The sequence below is a fragment of the Marinomonas sp. BSi20584 genome, assembly GCF_002792415.1.
GTDB lineage: Bacteria > Pseudomonadota > Gammaproteobacteria > Pseudomonadales > Marinomonadaceae > Marinomonas > Marinomonas polaris.
This window is the reverse complement of sequence record NZ_KZ454875.1, coordinates 1-18,820: the sequence shown is the minus strand read 5'-3', so window position 1 is coordinate 18,820 and position 18,820 is coordinate 1. Positions and strand designations below refer to the sequence as shown.

General features: G+C 39.7%; 21 protein-coding genes and 1 pseudogene. 3 read left to right on the top strand and 19 right to left on the bottom strand.

The window, feature by feature from the left end; all coding sequences use genetic code 11:
- Positions 1 to 43: 43 nt before the first annotated feature.
- From TY87_RS08040 to TY87_RS08010, 9 genes and pseudogenes are all read right to left on the bottom strand, one after another.
- Positions 44 to 295, bottom strand: a complete 252-nt coding sequence (locus TY87_RS08040; RefSeq protein WP_100186671.1) for a hypothetical protein — start codon at positions 293 to 295, stop codon at positions 44 to 46.
- A gap of 23 nt (positions 296 to 318) precedes the next feature.
- On the bottom strand, positions 319 to 519 hold the full coding sequence (locus TY87_RS08035) for a hypothetical protein (RefSeq protein ID WP_072840842.1): 201 nt from the start codon (positions 517 to 519) through the stop codon (positions 319 to 321).
- Between the two features lie 600 nt (positions 520 to 1,119).
- A complete protein-coding gene (locus tag TY87_RS08030; RefSeq protein WP_072840843.1) occupies positions 1,120 to 1,356 on the bottom strand; it encodes a hypothetical protein in 237 nt (78 codons plus the stop codon).
- A gap of 429 nt (positions 1,357 to 1,785) precedes the next feature.
- Entirely contained in the window at positions 1,786 to 1,914 is a 129-nt protein-coding gene (locus TY87_RS22905; RefSeq protein ID WP_269777504.1) for a hypothetical protein, read from the bottom strand.
- A 438-nt stretch (positions 1,915 to 2,352) separates the two neighbouring features.
- Complete coding sequence (locus TY87_RS22740) at positions 2,353 to 2,505, bottom strand: hypothetical protein (protein WP_232617094.1); 153 nt, start codon at positions 2,503 to 2,505, stop codon at positions 2,353 to 2,355.
- Between the two features lie 58 nt (positions 2,506 to 2,563).
- A pseudogene (locus TY87_RS22995) lies at positions 2,564 to 2,659 on the bottom strand (bacteriocin); the annotation flags it as partial.
- Positions 2,656 to 3,063: a hypothetical protein gene (locus TY87_RS08020; RefSeq protein WP_100186669.1), complete on the bottom strand. Its 408-nt coding sequence runs from the start codon at positions 3,061 to 3,063 to the stop codon at positions 2,656 to 2,658. The pseudogene TY87_RS22995 and the gene TY87_RS08020, both read right to left, overlap by 4 nt.
- 131 nt (positions 3,064 to 3,194) lie before the next feature.
- Positions 3,195 to 3,386 carry a response regulator transcription factor gene (locus TY87_RS22990; protein WP_100186668.1) on the bottom strand — a complete coding sequence of 64 codons (192 nt, stop codon included), beginning with the start codon at positions 3,384 to 3,386 and terminating at the stop codon, positions 3,195 to 3,197.
- A 19-nt stretch (positions 3,387 to 3,405) separates the two neighbouring features.
- Positions 3,406 to 4,704 (bottom strand): HlyD family secretion protein, encoded by a 1,299-nt coding sequence (locus TY87_RS08010; protein ID WP_100186667.1) that lies wholly within the window; start codon positions 4,702 to 4,704, stop codon positions 3,406 to 3,408.
- A 216-nt stretch (positions 4,705 to 4,920) separates the two neighbouring features.
- Between TY87_RS08010 and TY87_RS22600 the strand changes: the two genes are divergently transcribed.
- Positions 4,921 to 5,112, top strand: a complete 192-nt coding sequence (locus TY87_RS22600) for a hypothetical protein (RefSeq protein WP_198432057.1) — start codon at positions 4,921 to 4,923, stop codon at positions 5,110 to 5,112.
- A gap of 71 nt (positions 5,113 to 5,183) precedes the next feature.
- Here the strand turns inward: TY87_RS22600 and TY87_RS08000 are convergent, their stop codons facing one another.
- From TY87_RS08000 to ilvA, 9 genes are all read right to left on the bottom strand, one after another.
- Positions 5,184 to 6,326 carry a murein transglycosylase domain-containing protein gene (locus TY87_RS08000; RefSeq protein ID WP_100186666.1) on the bottom strand — a complete coding sequence of 381 codons (1,143 nt, stop codon included), beginning with the start codon at positions 6,324 to 6,326 and terminating at the stop codon, positions 5,184 to 5,186.
- Positions 6,327 to 6,368: 42 nt separating this feature from the next.
- The gene (locus tag TY87_RS07995) at positions 6,369 to 6,959 is read right to left on the bottom strand and encodes an LPP20 family lipoprotein (protein WP_072842457.1); all 591 of its coding nucleotides are present in this window, start codon (positions 6,957 to 6,959) and stop codon (positions 6,369 to 6,371) included.
- 15 nt (positions 6,960 to 6,974) lie between these two features.
- Positions 6,975 to 8,021, bottom strand: coding sequence for a hypothetical protein (locus tag TY87_RS07990; RefSeq protein WP_100186665.1), 1,047 nt, complete (start codon positions 8,019 to 8,021; stop codon positions 6,975 to 6,977).
- Positions 8,022 to 8,035: 14 nt separating this feature from the next.
- A complete protein-coding gene (locus TY87_RS07985; RefSeq protein ID WP_100186664.1) occupies positions 8,036 to 8,983 on the bottom strand; it encodes an LPP20 family lipoprotein in 948 nt (315 codons plus the stop codon).
- On the bottom strand, positions 8,983 to 9,744 hold the full coding sequence (locus TY87_RS07980) for an ETEC_3214 domain-containing protein (RefSeq protein ID WP_100186663.1): 762 nt from the start codon (positions 9,742 to 9,744) through the stop codon (positions 8,983 to 8,985). The genes TY87_RS07985 and TY87_RS07980 overlap by 1 nt, the downstream gene beginning before the upstream one ends.
- Before the next feature lie 351 nt (positions 9,745 to 10,095).
- A complete protein-coding gene (locus TY87_RS07975; protein ID WP_100186662.1) occupies positions 10,096 to 10,959 on the bottom strand; it encodes a DMT family transporter in 864 nt (287 codons plus the stop codon).
- 57 nt (positions 10,960 to 11,016) lie between these two features.
- Positions 11,017 to 12,012 (bottom strand): asparaginase, encoded by a 996-nt coding sequence (locus tag TY87_RS07970; RefSeq protein WP_100186661.1) that lies wholly within the window; start codon positions 12,010 to 12,012, stop codon positions 11,017 to 11,019.
- Positions 12,013 to 12,125: 113 nt separating this feature from the next.
- A complete protein-coding gene (argS, locus tag TY87_RS07965; protein WP_100186660.1) occupies positions 12,126 to 13,859 on the bottom strand; it encodes an arginine--tRNA ligase in 1,734 nt (577 codons plus the stop codon).
- A 134-nt stretch (positions 13,860 to 13,993) separates the two neighbouring features.
- On the bottom strand, positions 13,994 to 15,499 hold the full coding sequence (gene ilvA, locus TY87_RS07960; protein WP_072842449.1) for a threonine ammonia-lyase, biosynthetic: 1,506 nt from the start codon (positions 15,497 to 15,499) through the stop codon (positions 13,994 to 13,996).
- A 298-nt stretch (positions 15,500 to 15,797) separates the two neighbouring features.
- Between ilvA and rpiA the strand changes: the two genes are divergently transcribed.
- A complete protein-coding gene (gene rpiA / locus TY87_RS07955) occupies positions 15,798 to 16,469 on the top strand; it encodes a ribose-5-phosphate isomerase RpiA (protein WP_100186659.1) in 672 nt (223 codons plus the stop codon).
- A gap of 42 nt (positions 16,470 to 16,511) precedes the next feature.
- Here the strand turns inward: rpiA and TY87_RS07950 are convergent, their stop codons facing one another.
- Positions 16,512 to 17,480, bottom strand: coding sequence for a zinc transporter ZntB (locus TY87_RS07950; RefSeq protein ID WP_157789877.1), 969 nt, complete (start codon positions 17,478 to 17,480; stop codon positions 16,512 to 16,514).
- A gap of 147 nt (positions 17,481 to 17,627) precedes the next feature.
- Between TY87_RS07950 and TY87_RS07945 the strand changes: the two genes are divergently transcribed.
- On the top strand, positions 17,628 to 18,587 hold the full coding sequence (locus TY87_RS07945) for a class 1 fructose-bisphosphatase (protein WP_100186657.1): 960 nt from the start codon (positions 17,628 to 17,630) through the stop codon (positions 18,585 to 18,587).
- Positions 18,588 to 18,820 lie beyond the last annotated feature (233 nt).

The following is an 18,820-nucleotide window of genomic DNA, read 5'->3' as shown; positions in this document are numbered from 1 at the left end:
TAATCAGCCATTTTTATAAAATCATATTTGATTTTTAATATTTTTATTTATCCGAGCAATAGTTGGAGCCATCACTATAGTAATCATATAAAGCAGCGCCGGCTCCATATGCTGCACCACCTATGGCTCCCCAAGCACCTCCTTTACCGGCATTTTTGACACCTCCTTTCAAACCACCCCATACAGTAGCACCAACAGCCCCCCATGCTGTAGCTGACTCTCTTATCTCTTTGTTGGTTTCAGTAGCAGTTCCGCCAGAAACACATTCAAGTTCAAATATACTAATTTCTCTCATATAATACCTCCTATACCTCAAAACTATATCTCTTTATATTTAGACCTATAGCATTTATAAAATAGCATTATAAATGCAAGCTCATATATATTAATTCTAGCTTCTAATTGTAACTCTCTCTCTCCTACATGTTGATAATATGAAAAAAAAACACCATTAAAAATCAACCAAAAAACCAAAAAACCAACCACTAAAAAATCAATTATTTTCTCTTTTTCTCTCAAAAAAACCTCCAAGAAATCAACCTTTATAGGTTATTTCATTGCAACCAAATACAGTGGACAAATTAAGAATTCATATTTCCTTAGAGTATCTTCCTGTATAACCAGTTCTATTTTCATACCTGGAAGAGGCGAACGATATTCACCATAAAAACCATCTATTGACCTTCTATTTTCACTAAAATTTCATAGAAACTATCCTCTTCACCTTATACATAAGCATTACTATAAACGGGATAGTATATATTTTATGGTATATGGACTACTGGCAAAAATAATTACAAAATTTTTCTGCATACAATATTTATAGTAAGAGCACGCAGAGTACAAAGATAATATTTCTTGGTCATACTCTATAAAGTCAACTTGATAAGATGCTAAATATAAACCTGCTTGTAACTTTCTATCTTAAGGAATAAAACTCGCTATTAGCGAATTAATTGCTACCTGTTGATCTGATTTAAAATCAAAACTCGCCACCTTACCATTAAAAACCACCTATACTATTTTCTTAGTTCCTTACATTTTTCATCGATACCTTTCAATAATACTAATTTCTGACTAATAAAATAAATCTATTTTTTAAATAAATACAAAATCATGCTAATTATAGTTTGTATTATCAGAGCAATAATCAGAGCAATACATAGAGTCCAAAACATTTCCCGCTACCGTACCACCAGTAGAAGAAAGCACGGAAGTTCTAAGAGAACTAGCCCCACCTCCTGACAAAGCTCTAACGGAAAAAGATGTAATAAAGCCATTCTTTTTTATCTCTTGACCTTGAATTGCATTAGTTCTGATATAATCCAAAGCACTAGACACACCATCTACAGCCATTTTTACAGGAATCGTAATAATGGACCAACACCTCCGAAAATACACCCCAACTCAGCTATATTAAGCTCTCTCATTCCCCCCCACCTATCAAGAAAAACATTTATAAAAAGTCTAAAAAATCAATAATAAAACTCCCTAAAAATCCACTAATCACACCCACCAAAACAATTCTTAAAAGAACCTTTAACATCGATTTTAAAAAAACTATTTTTTTATTTTCAAGGATACCTTTCAAAGATAAAACCTATATATTTTACGAAAAATCATGAATCCAAATTATAAACTATATATTATTACTAATATAAAAATGAGAACCATATAGATGTAGGGCGGTTAATTATTATCCCTCTACAACAACACCTATTGCAGCAAAAATAGGAACAAACCTTCACTTACAAATTATAACACCTCAATACTAATTCCTCTCGTTTAAAACCTTCCTAAAAAATCAAAAAAACTACCAGCATATAAAATAACACTTAAAATAATTCCACCTATAACACCACCGATGATTGCCTTAAAAAAGAACTTAAAAAACTCATAAATTTTATTTTTCAAATCCATAACCTTTAAACTATAATAATATTCATCAGCTCGTTAATAAATATTATTAGCCCACTTAAAAAGTGTGCATTAAAACTATGAATCTATTCTTTAAAAATATATAAATTTTTCAATCATTAAAGTAGGACGCATATAAAAACCTAAAAAATAAATTAAAAAATTATTTTAAAACAACATCTTTCATAATGGGTTCAACAGAATATAAAAACAAAAAACCTCACTTCAGCTCACTTTCATACTTATAAAACTCCCTATAAATAATTATAGAAATCAACATGCTTTGAGTTGATATAATTGAATCATTTGACTCTCCTAAATATAAAAAATACAATGAAGAAGCCGCTGAAAAGACTATGAAAAAACCAAAAAGATATATTACAAGTCTTATAAACATCATTAACCCTCATAAATACTAGGGAAAATTATTTAAAATCAATAACCTGTTCCATCCGCATAATTCGTACCACTTATTGCCTCAGTGGAATAAAATCCACCCAAACCAGCTCCAATGGCACCTCCTAAATATTTCCCTGCGTAACGACCTGCAACAACTCCCGCAATGGCGCCTGGTGGTCCAAAAAACACTTCCTACCACACCACCAACATACCCACCGACAACACTGCCTGTCGCTGAACCTACAGTTCCTCCCACTGCTCCAGCAACTCCAACAACACTAGCGCTAGCCGCACTATCTCCACCGCTTACTAACGAAAGTTCATTAATACTTAAAGTTCTCATTTTTCGCCTATTTTAAAAAAAGAACACAACCAAAAATAAAAAATAAAAATACTAACAACAACAAGCTCAACTCCTACAAAAAAACTTAAGAGCCTCCTCCCATCATATAAAAAGTGCTCCCATAGAACCCATATACCCAAAAACAATAAAAATAATATAAAAATAAACGCAGGAATTTTTTTACCAGAACGGCTTATCCCTTCATCAAAATTAGACGCCACCCTTCCTATAATAAAAGAGAAGGAAATCAAAAATAAAGAAAACGATACTGAAAGAACCACCTCAAAAATAAAAATGAGATGGAAGGATCTAAAAATAGAATAATAATCCAAAAAAGAAAAAACCAAAGCCACCCCAGTGAGCCAACCCGAGATTTTAACAATTAAAGAGTTAAACATAATCATAAATAAAACCAAAACCAAAACCAAAACCAAAACCAAAACCAAAATAAAACACAGCATTAATTCTATATTTAAAAAATACCACTAAAATCATATTCATATAATCCTACAAATGTAGGGGATCTAAAGTATCATTATTTTAAAGATTCACAGTAATAAACTGATACCAGCTGCTGTCTAGATGAAACTTGCTTCTTTCGAAGTAGTGAGGAAACATGATCTCTCACTGTGAAATGACTGATACTTAACTCAGAGGCAATTTGTTTATTACTCTTTCCCTCAGCTAAAATCTGTAGAACTTCCTGTTCCCTATTTGTTAGATTCATTACTTTCTCACTGATACATTCAAATTTTTCTTACTACTGAATAAATAGGATCGAGTATCCATTCATAGATTCTTCGTGTGTCCTGTTTAATATCGGCTTCAAGTTGCATCCCAGGGAGTAATGACTGAGAGTTGCCATGAATTTTTATGTATTGGGAGTTTATCGCCACAGTTACTTTATAAAAGTTCTGCCCTTGATCCTGAGAAATTCCATTATTCTGTAGAATGCTAGCAATGTGAGTGGGCAGCTCTTGGAGTGAATATGGACTACTGGCAATATTCATAATACGGCCTTGTGCTATTCCAAATTTCTGATATGGGTACGCCGCATAACGCAGCGAAACATTTTGATTAAGTTCAATAAATCCGACTTGGCTAGGAGTGATATATAAATGGGCTTGCAGCTGGCTGTTTTGAGGTACCAAACTTGTCATTAACGTATTAATCGCGACTTGCTGACCAACTTGGATATTTAAGCCGGTAATGCTTCCACTAAAAGGTGCTGGTATAATTTGCTTTGATCGCACATCGTTTTCAGCAATGTCCTGCTGCAATAAAGCTAGCCTTTGATCAGCATCGGTAATCTGACGTTGATATTGCTCTTCTTGATCTTGCAGTTCAGCCATTAGAACCAAGCGATCATTTTCTAGCTTGCCTTGATTTCGTATAAGGGTTTGTTTCTGGCTAGCTAATACCAGCAGCTCCGCCTCTGCATTTTGTAGTTCGAAATCCGCAACATGCCCTTGATCATGTAATACTCGTAAACGGCTGAAACTCTTTTCAGCTAACATCACCCTTCGCTCTAGTAAATCAATCTCAGCTTCAAACTGCGATTTTTCCAATCTCATCGAAGAAAGCCGAAGAGCGAGTATTTTTTTCTGGCGAGCAAACCTGGCTTTGGCCTGCTCTTTGTCTTGTTGTATTAAAGACTCTCGTAGTGCCAACGTTTCCGCTAAAAGGTTTTGTAATTCACCAACACTAGAAAAGCGTTCATCAGATACTGTAAATAAGGGGTCGCCAACCTTAACCTGCTGATTTTCTTGAACCTTCACAGCTAATACCTGCCCCTGTATTGGTGCAAGGACTCTAAGCACTCCATAATTCGGGACTAAAATACCGGGAGCACTCGCTTTCTGAGTGTGAGTACCAAATAACGTAAACGCTATGACTAGAATCACTAGCAATAGAGCGACGAATGCGATCCAGATGTAGTTGGCAGGCTGATGAATAAGCACTTGCCCCATATGAGAGCGATGCTTTTCATTCAGTACTTCTTGCCTGAATAGAGAAGGGGTTGATTGATTATTTGTTTTATCCATAAATACTATTTACTAATGACATCCTATCAATTGCGATAGTCTTACATAAATAAAATGATAATAGAACCCATTACCATTTAAGGTGGCCGTATAGATCTGATAGAGCTGACGTTAGGCACGCTTGTACAAGAATCAAGCAACGCGTATTGAAAATGGTTAAAAGGCGATAATTTCTTTAGTTGCAGCTTGCTCTTTCAGGGCAATGCTCAAACCTTAATGACAAAGAATAAAGTCATAAGAAACTTTGAGTTTGATTGGGAAGGATTGCTCGCAGATCACATTGGCGACTTATCTGCAGCCGCCTTGGCTCGCCGACTTCGCGCTCAATGGTCTTGGGGCAAAGAACTAGACAACTTCGTCGATGAAATGGAACGCTTCGGCACCTTGATTGATCGTGCTGAAGATTAGTTAAAATAATTATCAAATAAAACATGATTTGCTCGTCAACTTCATAACGTTAACGAGCAAATCATTAAACGTTAGCTTTGATCCGCAACCTGATACTGCGCTAATGCTTTTGTTACCTTTTTCAGATATACCCTAGTTTCGTTGTAAGGTAAATCGATTACTAGACGTTGGTAAACCTCATCTGATGACAAAGTATTAATTACATCGATGGCAGGATTCATTACCTTACGACGCTGTGGATGAAACACACTCGCAACGTTTCCTGCTCCTGTATTGTAAGCCGCGATAATACAATACAATCGACTTTTCTCATCTTTAATATCTTTAAGATATCGAGTATCAAGTAAATGAAGATAACCCGCCCCAAAGCCTATATTGTCCTTAGGTTGAAATAGCAAGGAAGCTTCTGGACTAAGGTCTTTATTATTAAGCGCTTGGTTCACATCAAGCCCCGCAGAACTCGGTACTATTTGCATTAAACCAAATGCAGGGATAGGAGACTGAGCAAGTGGATTAAAACTAGATTCTGTCTGTGCAATAGCCAGAATAAGGTTTTTATCTACATCGTATTTTTCACTCATCGTAACTGCAGAGGGAATATATGGTGATGCCCGTTTAAAAAAAACATTCTCAGGCAAACCAATGCGCACTCGATTTATACGTTTGCTTGTGGCACTTTCTTGAAATTCTGACTTAGTCTTGCTCTTTTCTATTGGATTGGATATAGGAGAAATAATAGCGACATCTGTTTCTTTGGTTTCATTTTTCGTAAGACTATCAAGTGAACTATTATCACTTATGCTGTCTAGCAAAGAGCTGGATGCTTGAGTAATTTTTACTTGAGACAAAACTGGGTCATTTGCTAACGCTTGATTAACCGAGGTATTTTGTAGCGCTAGTAATGCTTTCTCAACATTTGGAGACTCATCACCAAGTGACTCAACAATGATTTCATTGTTTTCGTAATCCAAGACAGTTCGCTGCTCAAGATCATCACTGTAAACAACATACTGGTGCTGTCCGGAGAGTTCTGTTTTATCTCCCCACTTACCTGTTACCTTATTTTTAAACGCCATGTAACGGGCTTGGTATTGCTCTTTAAAGTCTTTATAACTTGCCTGACGGCTTGCTTTCCACTCTTCATAGCTACTAGCTCCAGCAGCAAAGGAACTAAAGCACAGACAAAATAATACTAATTTAGAAAATTTTTTCATGTTAGGCACCAAAAAAAGGGGCTACGAATAGCCCCTTATATTTTACTTACCGCTCAATTCTTTACGGATTTGTTCAAGTGTTTTATCACTCTCATCCTTTAAAAACTGGCGATATAACTCAGGAGAATCGTCATTTAACGCGGTATTAACTAGGGCATCTATGTTTTCACCATAGGCTGCTTTATTCAGCCCAACCAATACATACATATTGCCTTCTGGACTTGTTTGAGTGCGATAAATACGAGACTTAGTTAACGTCATTGTTGCTAATGTTTTCTGAATTCGTTCAGAAATATCAGCGTTTGTATTACCTTCTTCTGTCTGACTATCAGTTGTAAGCCTAGATAAACGAGTGTTTACTTCTGAAGAAAAATATCCCGCTAAACGAGAGCGAGCTTCTGTCGTCGCAACATCAGTCATCATTCCAGGTCCAGAAGATAACTTTCTAGAGTAGCCAACAGCTTGAACTTCAAGTTCATCTACTGGTTGATTACAAACCCAACTCGGTGCTGTATTACTAGGGCTATCAGGATATTTACATTCCTCATAACTAAGCTTTGTAGATTGGATAGAAGAACACCCAACTAGAGCAACAATAGAAAAAGTCAAAACACTTACTGTTAGTAAATTCATCATTGTATCCCTATCTTAAAAGCTCGGCACTTTTACGCATGAGCCAAAAACTTCATATTCGCCAACGTCACATTTACCATGATCAAGTTTCGCGATGTCTCCGATTTTCAACTCATTAATCAACTCTTTATCATCGACGTATACATAAGCACCTTGAGCATCGATACCTTCAGCAATGATTTCACCTTCACCTAACAAAGATTTTTCAATACGCACTTCATTGGTAATTGGGGTTATGTGGCTTTTCTTACGGTAAAATTTAACTGCAGCGCCTTTCATTGCTCCAGACTTTTTAGCAATCGTGACACGGAAAAGAGATTTTGAAGCATCTGTATTGTCTCTACGTTCAACAACATAAGCTTCTGGAGCTAAGTCATTCAATGTCTCACCAGAACCAGATTTAACAGCATCACTCAATGCGTTAGCCATTAATCCATTTGCTGAAGCTTCAGTAATTGGACAATTAGATCGATTGGTATCAGTAGAAAAACTAGATGAACCTTCATATTCGTACGTATTAATTAGCTCCATTGATGGAATTTTATACGCGCGGACATACAGTTGCGCTTTGCTAGAGAAAGAGCACGATGCATCAGTTTTATGATTTTTGCCTTTTTTATCAGTCCAATAGCTCGCTTCACTGAACTTCGAACCGTATTTAACACTCGCAATCTTTGTCATGATCACAATATCAGCAACTGCTGGACCAGAAGTACGGAATTTCCCAGATGTTTCAGCAGCTAGCAACTCATCTTTCAATTTAGCGGCTAATGTGCGATCTACTACGGTATTACCCGACTTTAAAAGGCGCTGAGATATATCATCATAAACTTCGTTAGCGAATACTTTATCGTAGCTGCTAGCATACTCCACAGGAGAGAGAATGATTTTATAGCCATGGCCGCTCATTTGAGCTTTTAGCTCTTCCGGTGTGGGAGCCATTATTGCGTGCTCTGCAGGAACTGGCGTAGTATCTTTTGGCTTTAAATTACCTCCAATACAGCCAGTAAGCAGAGTTGTGCTAACAAGTGCAGCGGCTAATAAGATATTTTTTTTGAACATGACTAAGACTCTATTTATTTAGTTTCCATACCGAAGATCTTCCAAAGACCTTCACCCTTTATTTTCTGTACTGCCATTGAAAGAGTGGCTTTTTTTCCGACATCCAAGCCGGACACAGAAGATGCACTTATGCTCCAGTGATCAGAAGAAATATCACCGGAGTTATCTGTTAAAGTGCCAGAGAAGTCCATTTTGACTATGCTCTCGCCGAATAATACTTTTGAACTAAACTTGGTGTCATAATTAATGACAAGATCACATTTTTTGCAGCCACCGACTCTTAATTCTTGGGATAAAAGCTCTGCTGTTATGGCTCGATTAATAACTGTCTGGTCACCTTTTATAATCACAGATGGCTTATTTTTAGAGATCGCATTACTAAGTTGCTGAGAAAATTGCGCACCTTGGTCTACACCAGTTAAACCAGATATTAAAGACGCTAACCTATCGCCTTCTGCAGCACGAAAGGTAAAAGAGCGAGCTCCCATCCACCATGTAAAACGACCGCTTTGTTTATCAGATAATATTTTCTCTAAGTCATTTTCTATAACTTGTAACTGACGAGACCAATCATTGGCCAAAGCTTCTTTATCCACTCTTACCAAAGTCATTACCCGATGAGATAAGGTCTCTGTTTTAAGAGTTTCAAAATGGCTTAAAGAAACCTTTTCAATTTCAGAGGATAACTGGCGATCAATATAATCAGATGATGAAACTGTCGTTTCTTGAGTACGCCGAGAAAGAGAGGAGCTAATTTTAGTCTGAAGCTTTCCGGCTATATTAGATAATGCTTGCTGATTTGCGGCATTAAGATTTGGTCCTTCTCCCAAGCCATACAGCCACTTAGCGCTATCTTCTGGCGGTGATACCCACCAATCAGGCATGCTAGGCTCAAGCCCCGGTATACTTTGACAAGCGGATAAAAGCAAAGTTAAAAAAACAAGAATCAGTCTATTTTTCATTACTCGCCCTTGAAATAAGCAGCGTATTCGTATCGAGTGACTAGCATATCTGCTGCAGTAGATGCATCAATATCACCTATCGAAAAGACATTTGGCTTAATCATTGCTCGCAACTTATTGATTATTTCAGAAGATTGATCCTGTCCTTTTTGAAGCATACTTTCATTCAATAATGAGATTTCGTTTCCGCTCGCCACAGATTCACTATACGACGCACCGTAGCCCACATAGGTGATAAATTGGTTAAAAAACAACCCAGCGCGTCCTAATGAATGACTTTCGAGGTAATAAGTTAAATTGACGTCATCAGAACGAATTTCATCAAAGTAAGGGGAGTATTCTGAATAGACAAAACCGCCTAATTTCTTTTCCGAAAAGGGTAGTACAGGATAAAAAGAGTTATCCAAGCTAATAACTTGATAACCTTTAATAGAATTATTTTGAGCAGCAATTGCTAAAATATATTTTGAATCAGGGTAATATCGATACTCTAAATTCTTTATTGTCTGTGATGATTTTATTACAGTAGCAATACCGAATGTCTGCTCGATAAAATTAAGATTTCCACCGACTTTCACCTTACTAAGGCGTTCTAATTCAATTTTATCTGTAAATTGAGCAATAAAACCTTCATAAGCTTCAATAGACATTTGCTTAGTATCAGACCACTGACCAATAGAAAGCATAACAGCAGCGATTGTGAAGATTGAACTTTGAACACGCTTAATGAAACGTGGTTTTTCTGAGGACACATTATCCATGTGATTAACTTAATTCCAAAGGCTTTTGTAAAGAAAGCGTATTAAACACCAATAAATATTTACAAAGCAAGAGAAAAAGACTGTTTTCTTGACATATTATGCATTTTTAAAGTCTATTTATTAATAATAAAAATACAGCCCTTTAATTTTTAACATATATGTCTGACAATAATTTTATAAAAATCCCTTATAGGATCATCGCTCAAAGCAAAATGATCAAAAAAAAACCAGCAATATAATCATTTTTAATGATTATATTTATAGGTCTAACAGTTAATATCCACTATTATTTTTATAATATGCATATAACAAAACTAAAAATTAAATTAAAAAACCTTTTATTTGAGTTAATTATCCGGCCTTAGTTCGGCTAAAATACACACCGACAATCGTAATCACAAAACCGATGATTTGAATGGTTGTCATGGATTCACTGAATAAGAAATAACTTTCTACTGCCGCCAAAGGTGGCGCTAATAGCAACATAGTCGAAACCTGTGACGCTCTGACTTTTCTTAATAACCACACCATTAAGAAAACACCGCCACCAGATAAAATAAGTACGCCCCAGATAATGAGCAAGAAAGATTCCAGCTGTACTTCGAACAAGGTTTCACCCAGCAGTAGCATAAAGCCAATAGATACGACACTCGCAGCTAGGTTTTGCACTGCCATAGAACTAAAAATATCAGACGATGAAATCGACATTTTCTGGTACGTGACACCAAGAGACAAAGCAAATATCGCTGCGCAAGCCAAGGTAAACGTCAGCAAGGATACGCCGCCATGGCTCATATCTAATTCCAATGCAGGACTCACTACCAGCAGCAAACCCACCATACCAACCAGCATCCCGATGATTCCTTTAAGGGACGTTTTTTCTTTGATCAACAAGAAGGCTAGCAAGGTAACTAAAGCTGGTTGTAACGCGCCAATCAACGCCATCATGCCAGCAGGCAAGCCTTTGGCGATGGCCACATAGGCAAAGCCAAGGTAGAAACCATTCATCAGCATGCCGGCAACAATGTGTTTAGGTAACTCTTTCAATGAGGGAAAGCGTCGACGCTGCCACAAGGCAATGGCAAGAAATAGTAATCCAGCTAAAACAAAGCGGATACTCAGGAATACGTTAGGATCAATCAGACCGACAATGAATTTTCCTGTGATAAAGCCTGTCGACCAAATAACCACTAAAAGTACATATAAAAATGCCATTCAAATTCCCTTTCTTTTTTTAGCAATAGGCATTCGCTAAGCGTTACCCAAATAATTTCAAAACTCGTTCTCTAAGAAGCCGGCTCTAATTTCTTCGCTCGAAAGGCCTAAACCGATCAAGAAGCTCAATTTCACAAACGCGGCTTCGTACGTCATATCTTTACCAGAAATCACGCCCGATTTTACCAATGCAGAACCTGCAGCATAAGCGCCCGCGGCGACGCTTCCAGCACCACATTGGCTGACATTAACAATAACAACTCCACAATCTGTCGCAGCTTTTAATAGCGCTAAAAGATCAGGATCTTTATCGGGAGCATTACCAGCACCATAGCTTAATAACACAGCACCTTTTACATTTTCACTCAACAAGCCTTGCCAGTGAGCGACCTGCAAACCTGGGAAAACAGGCAGAATAGTAACCGCGCCTTCATCCATCTCTGGGATTTGAATAGTCATTGGTTGCTTCACAACATCCGTAGAGCGCCAGCGCCAATCAATACCTAATACGCCTCGCTCTGGGCAGTTGGGCGAGCTGAAAGCTTGCCAATCACTGGTGTGAGCTTTATGAGCTCGATCGCCTTCTATCAATCGCCCTGCGAAGAATAAAAACACGCCACTGCTATTCTTCTCACAGTTAAGTTCTTCGCAAGCGGAGATGGCGCCCATGACATTTATCATCGCATCGGTACGCACCTTATACATGGGCACTTGCGAGCCAGTCACGATAATAGGTTTGTCGCTGTGAGCAAACATAAAAGACAACGCCGCCGAGGTATAAGCCATGGTGTCTGTGCCATGCAAAACAATAAACGCATCGAAGTCATGCCATTTGCTTTCAATATCACGGGCGATGGTTTGCCAGTCTTTTGGCGTCGCATTGGAGGAATCGATTAAGGTTGGATAACTTGCAATCACAAAATCGTGGGCAAGTTCATCGGATTCGTTTAAATGTTGGGTAAGATGATCAGCAAAGGCCGCATCGGGTATCAAGCCTTGATCCGAAGGCACCATCCCAATCGTGCCACCTGTGTAGGCAATATAAATCTTCATCTGCTGATTATTCCTCTTTGTTAATCCTATTTCAGGACGGGACACTTAAGACATAAAAGGCGCTATTCTTTAGAAAAGCGCCTTTTATTTTATTCATTAGAAACTTAGAGAAATTACATACGCTCTAAGGTTTCAATCCCTAGCAAAGACAAGCCAAGTTTTAGGGTTGAAGCAGTATTCAAAGCCAATTGTAAACGACTATGTTTTACTTCGTCTTCAGCATTAAGAATAGGACAAGCCTCGTAGAAAGTCATAAAGGTTCCCGCTAAGTCGTACAAGTAAGCACACAAGAAATGCGGCATACCATCGTTAGCAACCTGTTGAATTGCTTCTTCAAACTGACACAACTTAACTGCCAAAGCGCGCTCTTGTGGTTCTTCAACAGAAATATCGCCGGTCAAGCTAGCTACATCAATTTCAGAGCGTTTAACGATGCTCGCTACGCGAGAATATGCGTACAACAAGTAAGGTGCTGTGTTGCCTTCGAAGCTCAACATGGTATCCCAGTTGAAAACGTAATCACTGGTACGATTTTTTGATAAATCAGCGTATTTCACCGAAGCAATACCGACCACACGACCAATGTTACGCAACTCTTCTTCGCCCATTTCTGGATTCTTCGACGCCACCAATTTATAAGCACGCTCTTGGGCTTCTTCCAATAAAGACGACAATTTCGCAACACCACCAGAACGAGTTTTGAATGGCTTACCATCACTGCCCATTACTGTACCAAACGGCATGTGTTCCAGTTGTGTTTCTGGTTTCACAAAGCCCGCTTTGCGAGACAAGGTGAAAATTTGTTGGAAATGCAAAGACTGGCGTGCATCCACAAAATACAACACACGGTTGGCATTCAAAGTATGTTGACGGAAACGCACCGCCGCTAAATCCGTTGTAGCATACAAGAAGCCACCACCGGTTTTTTGGACGATAATAGGTGTGATCTCGCCTTCTTTATTGGCGAACTCTTCCATGAAAACACATTGTGCGCCATTGGACTCTTGCAGCAAACCTTGATCTTTTAGCTCATTGATAACGTTCTGTAAGTCATCGTTATAAGCACTTTCTGGCATCACGTGCTGACGCTCTAAAGAAACACCTAACATCTTGTAGGTTTCTTCACAGTGAGTCATAGAGATATTGATAAACTCATCCCAAAGCGCCAAACATTCTTCATCACCAGACTGCAGCGCCACAACCAATTCACGAGCACGAGCAGCGAAAGCTTCATCCTCGTCAAAGCAGGTTTTCGCTGCACGATAGAAGGTTTCAAGATCGGAAAGCGCCATGCTGATTTTGGTGTTATCCGCACGTAAGCGTTCCATGTAAGCCAACAGCATACCGAATTGCGTACCCCAATCGCCTACGTGGTTTTGACGAACAACGTGATGACCAAAGAACTCAAGTGTGCGAACAACAGCGTCACCGATAACGGTAGAACGCAAATGACCAACGTGCATTTCTTTGGCAAGGTTTGGCGCAGAGTAATCGACAACAACGGTTTCTGGAGCCTCAACATGGTTTACATCAAGACGCTCGCTGGTACGCAATTGCACCAACTCTTTGCTCAACCAAACATTCTTCAAGAAAATATTAATAAAACCTGGTCCGGCGATCTCCACCTTATCGGCAAGATCAGACAGATCCAATTTCTCTAGTGTGGCTTGGGCAAAATCACGAGGATTCATTTTTAGCGCTTTTGCCGCGCCCATAATACCGTTGGCTTGGTAATCACCAAATTGAACTTTTGCTGATTGACGAACTAACGCTTGCGCAGTATCAGACGCGCCAGCCGCAACCATAGCCGCTTGAATGCGTTGATTTAGAAGAGTTTGAATATTCACAAGGGAGACCTTTAAACAGTAAATATGCCGCTAATAATGGCGACACATTAGAATCACACAGCCCTCTGACTGTGACCAATCAGAGGGCTGAATTCAAAAAATAGTTGCACTAATGATAAACGATTTTCGCGCTTTTAGCGAAAGAACAGCTTGCAAGCTTCGTTGTTATTTTCGTCTTGATATGGATAACCTAGCTCATCTAAGAATTGAGTTACGTCTGTTTCTTCTCCAACAGCTTGTAAACCCACCAAGACTCGACCGTAAGCATCACCGTGATTGCGATAATGGAACATAGAAATATTCCACTGTCCGCCAAGAGTGTTCAAAAATTTCAATAAGGCACCCGGACGCTCAGGAAATTCAAAGCTGTACAACAATTCACCCTTGTCGCTGCGCAAATGCCCACCAATCATATGACGAACATGAACCTTAGCGGTTTCATCATCGGTTAAATCAACGATTTCATATTCTTTTAAATCTTCCAGTAGCTCTTTACGGCTATGCGGGCTACCACCTAGTGCAACACCAACAAAGATAACCGCTTGTTGATCATCACCATAACGGTAGTTAAACTCAGTGATATTACGGCCAACCAAAGCTTGGCAAAAATCCTTAAAGCTGCCTGGATGCTCAGGAATTTTTACCGCAATGATAGCTTCACGCTTTTCACCCAATTCAGCGCGCTCAGATACATGACGCAAGCGATCAAAATTCACGTTCGCACCACTGTTGATGGCGATAAGTGTTTGACCTTTTGCATCTTCACGCTCGATGTATTTTTTCAAGCCAGCCAAGGCGCACGCACCAGCAGGTTCAGTAATCGCACGTGTATCATCGTAAATGTCTTTGATCGCCGCACACATTTCATCGGTGGTAACAGTGATCACTTCGTCGACCGTGTCTTTGGCAATCGCAAAGGTGTTTTGTCCGATTTCAGCCACGGCAACGCCTTCGGCAAAAATACCCACTGTCGCTAAGCGAGTTGGTTTGCCTTTCTCTAAGGCAATTTTTAGACAAGCGGCATCTTCTGGTTCTACACCGATGATTTTAATATCTGGACGAAGGTACTTGATATAAGCCGATACACCAGCGATTAGACCGCCACCACCAACAGGAATGAAAATCGCGTCGATGTTACCTTCGTGCTGATGCAGGATTTCCATGCCGATCGTACCTTGACCCGCAATAGTATCCAAATCATCGAATGGATGAACGTAAACTTGACCCGTTTTCTCCATGATTTCACGAGATTTTGCGGAAGCTTCATCAAAAGCATCACCAAACAAGATCACTTCTGCACCGTGATTACGTACAGCGCTAACTTTCACTTCTGGCGTGGTCGCTGGCATCACAATAGTCGCTTGAATGCCAAGCTTTTTCGCAGCCAAAGCCAAGCCTTGCGCATGATTACCTGCCGATGCTGCAATAACGCCACGAGCGCGTTCTTCTGGTGTTAACTGACAAATCTTGTTGTATGCCCCACGAATTTTGAAAGAGAAAACTGGCTGCAAATCTTCTCGCTTCAAAATAATCTCGTTGCCCAATCGATTCGACAATTGATTGGCACGAGACAGTGGTGTTTCTACGGCAACGTCATAAACGCGCGCCTGTAGAATCTTTTTAATCATGGTATGAGGCATAGTGTTTCCTAAACGAATATAAATCGACAACACGATGTTCTTAACGACATCTACGCTGACTGCTAGTCAAAAAAAACCGAGTAGGAAATATACTCTTTCACCTCTCTTGGCGCAAAGACAGATCACGTCTAAATCCACATCAAAAAGGCATAAAATCGATAAATAGCTTGATCAGACGGGGTAACAATCACATCTTGAAGCGCCTATAATATCGCCACCATCAGAGGTGGCTTATCATAAAAAATAAGCCGAATAATACCGCCCCCTAGTAAAATTATAATAGAAGGTGAACATCACCATGACTCAAGACGAATTAAAACAAGCCGTTGCAGAAGCCGCGGTGGCTTACATTCTTCCTATGTTAGAAGCCGATACTATTGTCGGTGTTGGCACAGGCTCGACAGCAAATCTATTCATTGATGAATTAGCCAAGCACAAAGGCTTATTTGACGGTACAGTAGCAAGCTCTGAAGCTTCTGCAGAACGTCTAAAAAAACATGGTATTCCTGTCTATGATTTGAACAGCGTTGACAGCATTCGCGTGTATGTCGATGGTGCTGATGAATCGAATGACAATCTGCATTTGATTAAAGGCGGTGGCGCGGCACTAACTCGCGAGAAAATCGTTGCAGCATGCAGTGATGAATTCGTCTGCATCGCGGATGAGTCTAAACTTGTTAAAGTTTTAGGTGATTTCCCACTACCAGTTGAAATCATTCCAATGGCACGCGGCCATGTAGCGCGTGAATTGGTAAAATTAGGCGGAGATCCGGTTTATCGTGAAGGCGTTGTTACTGACAACGGCAACCATATCCTTGATGTCTACAATTTAGAAATTCTTGATCCAATCGCGCTAGAAAAAAGCATCGACGGTATTGTTGGTGTAGTGACGAATGGATTGTTCGCAAAACGCTCTGCGGACATTTTGCTATTAGCCACGAAAGATGGCGTTAAAACACTGAAAAAATAATCTTCAGTGTTTTAAGTCATAAGATATAAAAAAGCCGCTAAATTAAAACCAGCGGCTTTTTCTCATTAACACAAATTGCCCACCGCCTAACACCACCAAAACTACGCAAAACAACCAAAAAGCAGCACTGCTATCAGTGCCAGGCATACCGCCAATGTTGATACCAAACAAGCCAGTTAAGAAGCCCAACGGCATAAAAATACCTGACAGAATCGAAAGTACATACATTCGAGCATTCATTTTTTCAGCTTGTAAATTTGCAAACTCTTCTTGCATCAACAAGCAACGCTCGCGCAACGACTCCAAGCCTTCGACATAACGAGTGATATCGTTGGCAGCTTCTTGTACTTGTGCTGTTTGCTCCGGTGTCATCCACGTAACAGATTCTTGCGACAATTTATTAATGGCTTCTTTTTGTGGAACCAAGAAGCGTCTTAGGCGAATGGTTTCAAGACGGCGCTGAACAAGTGAATCTCGCTGGCCAGCTTCTATGCCTTCACCAATACTTTCTTCTAAATCCGCTAGCTCATCTTCTAAGCCAGTAATGATTTTCGCCATGCGACCAGTCAGGGTTTCTGTCAGCGTTGCAACAATATCCCCTGTATTTGTTGGACCCTCGTTATTAGCCAGATCCTTTACGACATCTTGTACAGACAACAACTTACGACGACGACTAGAAACAATAAAATGAGGCGTTACCCAAAGACGTAAAGACACCATGTCAGAAGGATTAGACTCTGGGTTTAAATTCACCCCACGCAGAGTTAGTAATAAACCCTTACCCATTTTTACCGTACGAGGGCGAGTTTCTTCCGCAAATAAAGCTTCTACAGCCGTCTCAGGTATACCTTCTAAACTAGATAACCAATCATAGCCATCTTCTTGGAGAGCATCCAAATGCACCCAGCGACAACCTTGATCGGGCAAGATTTTTGGTAACTCCGAAACAGGTAACGACGTAGCGCCGCCTTGACCATCAAGCTCTAAATTGTGTACAACAAACACAGACATATTCATTCCTCTTAACATTTTGCGTAGATTATCTGAAAACGTTGGCTTTCCCTATTTATTTTGCCTTCATATTCCCACCTTGGCTGACACTCAATGCCTAGAGTGGCATAATTTAAGCAACTTCAAATAACAAGGAAATGCCAGATCATGCAAAATCTACCTGATGTTTTAGCATCCAGCGCGACACCGAAAACATTACAAGATGTGTTAGCGGTCACTACTGATACCTGCATCGCAATTTCTGATGCGCTAAAACAAGGCTCGCTTGCAGGTATTCTAGGCATGGCTGGCAATGAAAATGTTCAAGGCGAAGAACAGAAAAAACTGGATGTCATTTCTAACGATATGCTAAAAGAAGCACTATCTGCTTGCCCATCAGTTAGAGCGATTGCTTCGGAAGAAGAAGATTACATAGTGCCAGCCAACACTGATGGCGAATACCTCATTGCCTTTGATCCATTAGACGGCTCTTCTAACATCGATATCAACGCTATGGTTGGTACTATATTTTCAATCTATCGTCAAACAGGTGACAAACCAGCAACTGAAGCTGACTTTTTGATTCCTGGTAAAGAACAAGTTGCTGCAGGTTATGTTCTTTATGGCCCATCAACCATGTTGGTTCTTACCACTGGCGATGGCGTTAATATGTTTACCTACGATCCTACTAAGCACGTATTCACACTAACGCACGAAAACGTTCAAGTGGCAAAGGACACTCAAGAGTTCGCTATTAACATGTCTAATCAGCGTTTCTGGTCTGCTAACATGCAAAATTATGTGAATGATTTAGTAAAAGGAAAAGAAGGGACACGTGAAAAGAACTTTAACATGCGCTGGGTAGCAGCTATGGTGGGTGACGTACACCGTATACTTTGTCGCGGTGGTATCTTCATCTATCCTTGGGATAACAAAGACCCATCTAAAGCTGGCAAACTACGTCTAATGTATGAAGCCAACCCGATGGCAATGTTGTTAGAACAAGCCGGTGGCAAAGCTCATACGCACACTCAACGCATTCTGGACATTCAACCAGAAGCTATTCACCAACGCGTTGCCGTCATACTGGGTGCTGCGAACGAAGTGGATAAGTGCCTAAGTTATTAACACTCAAGTTAAAATTCATTTTGCTTTGAGTGCATAACATCACAAGTTAATAACAAGAAGGTCGCCTAGCGACCTTTTTTATTGTCCGATGCTTCGATTAACACTTTACGGAAATAATCCAAGTAGCGCGTCCTTATAAGACCGAAGCCTCATGCAAGATTCTATTCACATTGTTATTCGAGTCGACGCGTTAAGGTACGAAACAGGCGCAAGCTCATTTAATAGTAAGGCGA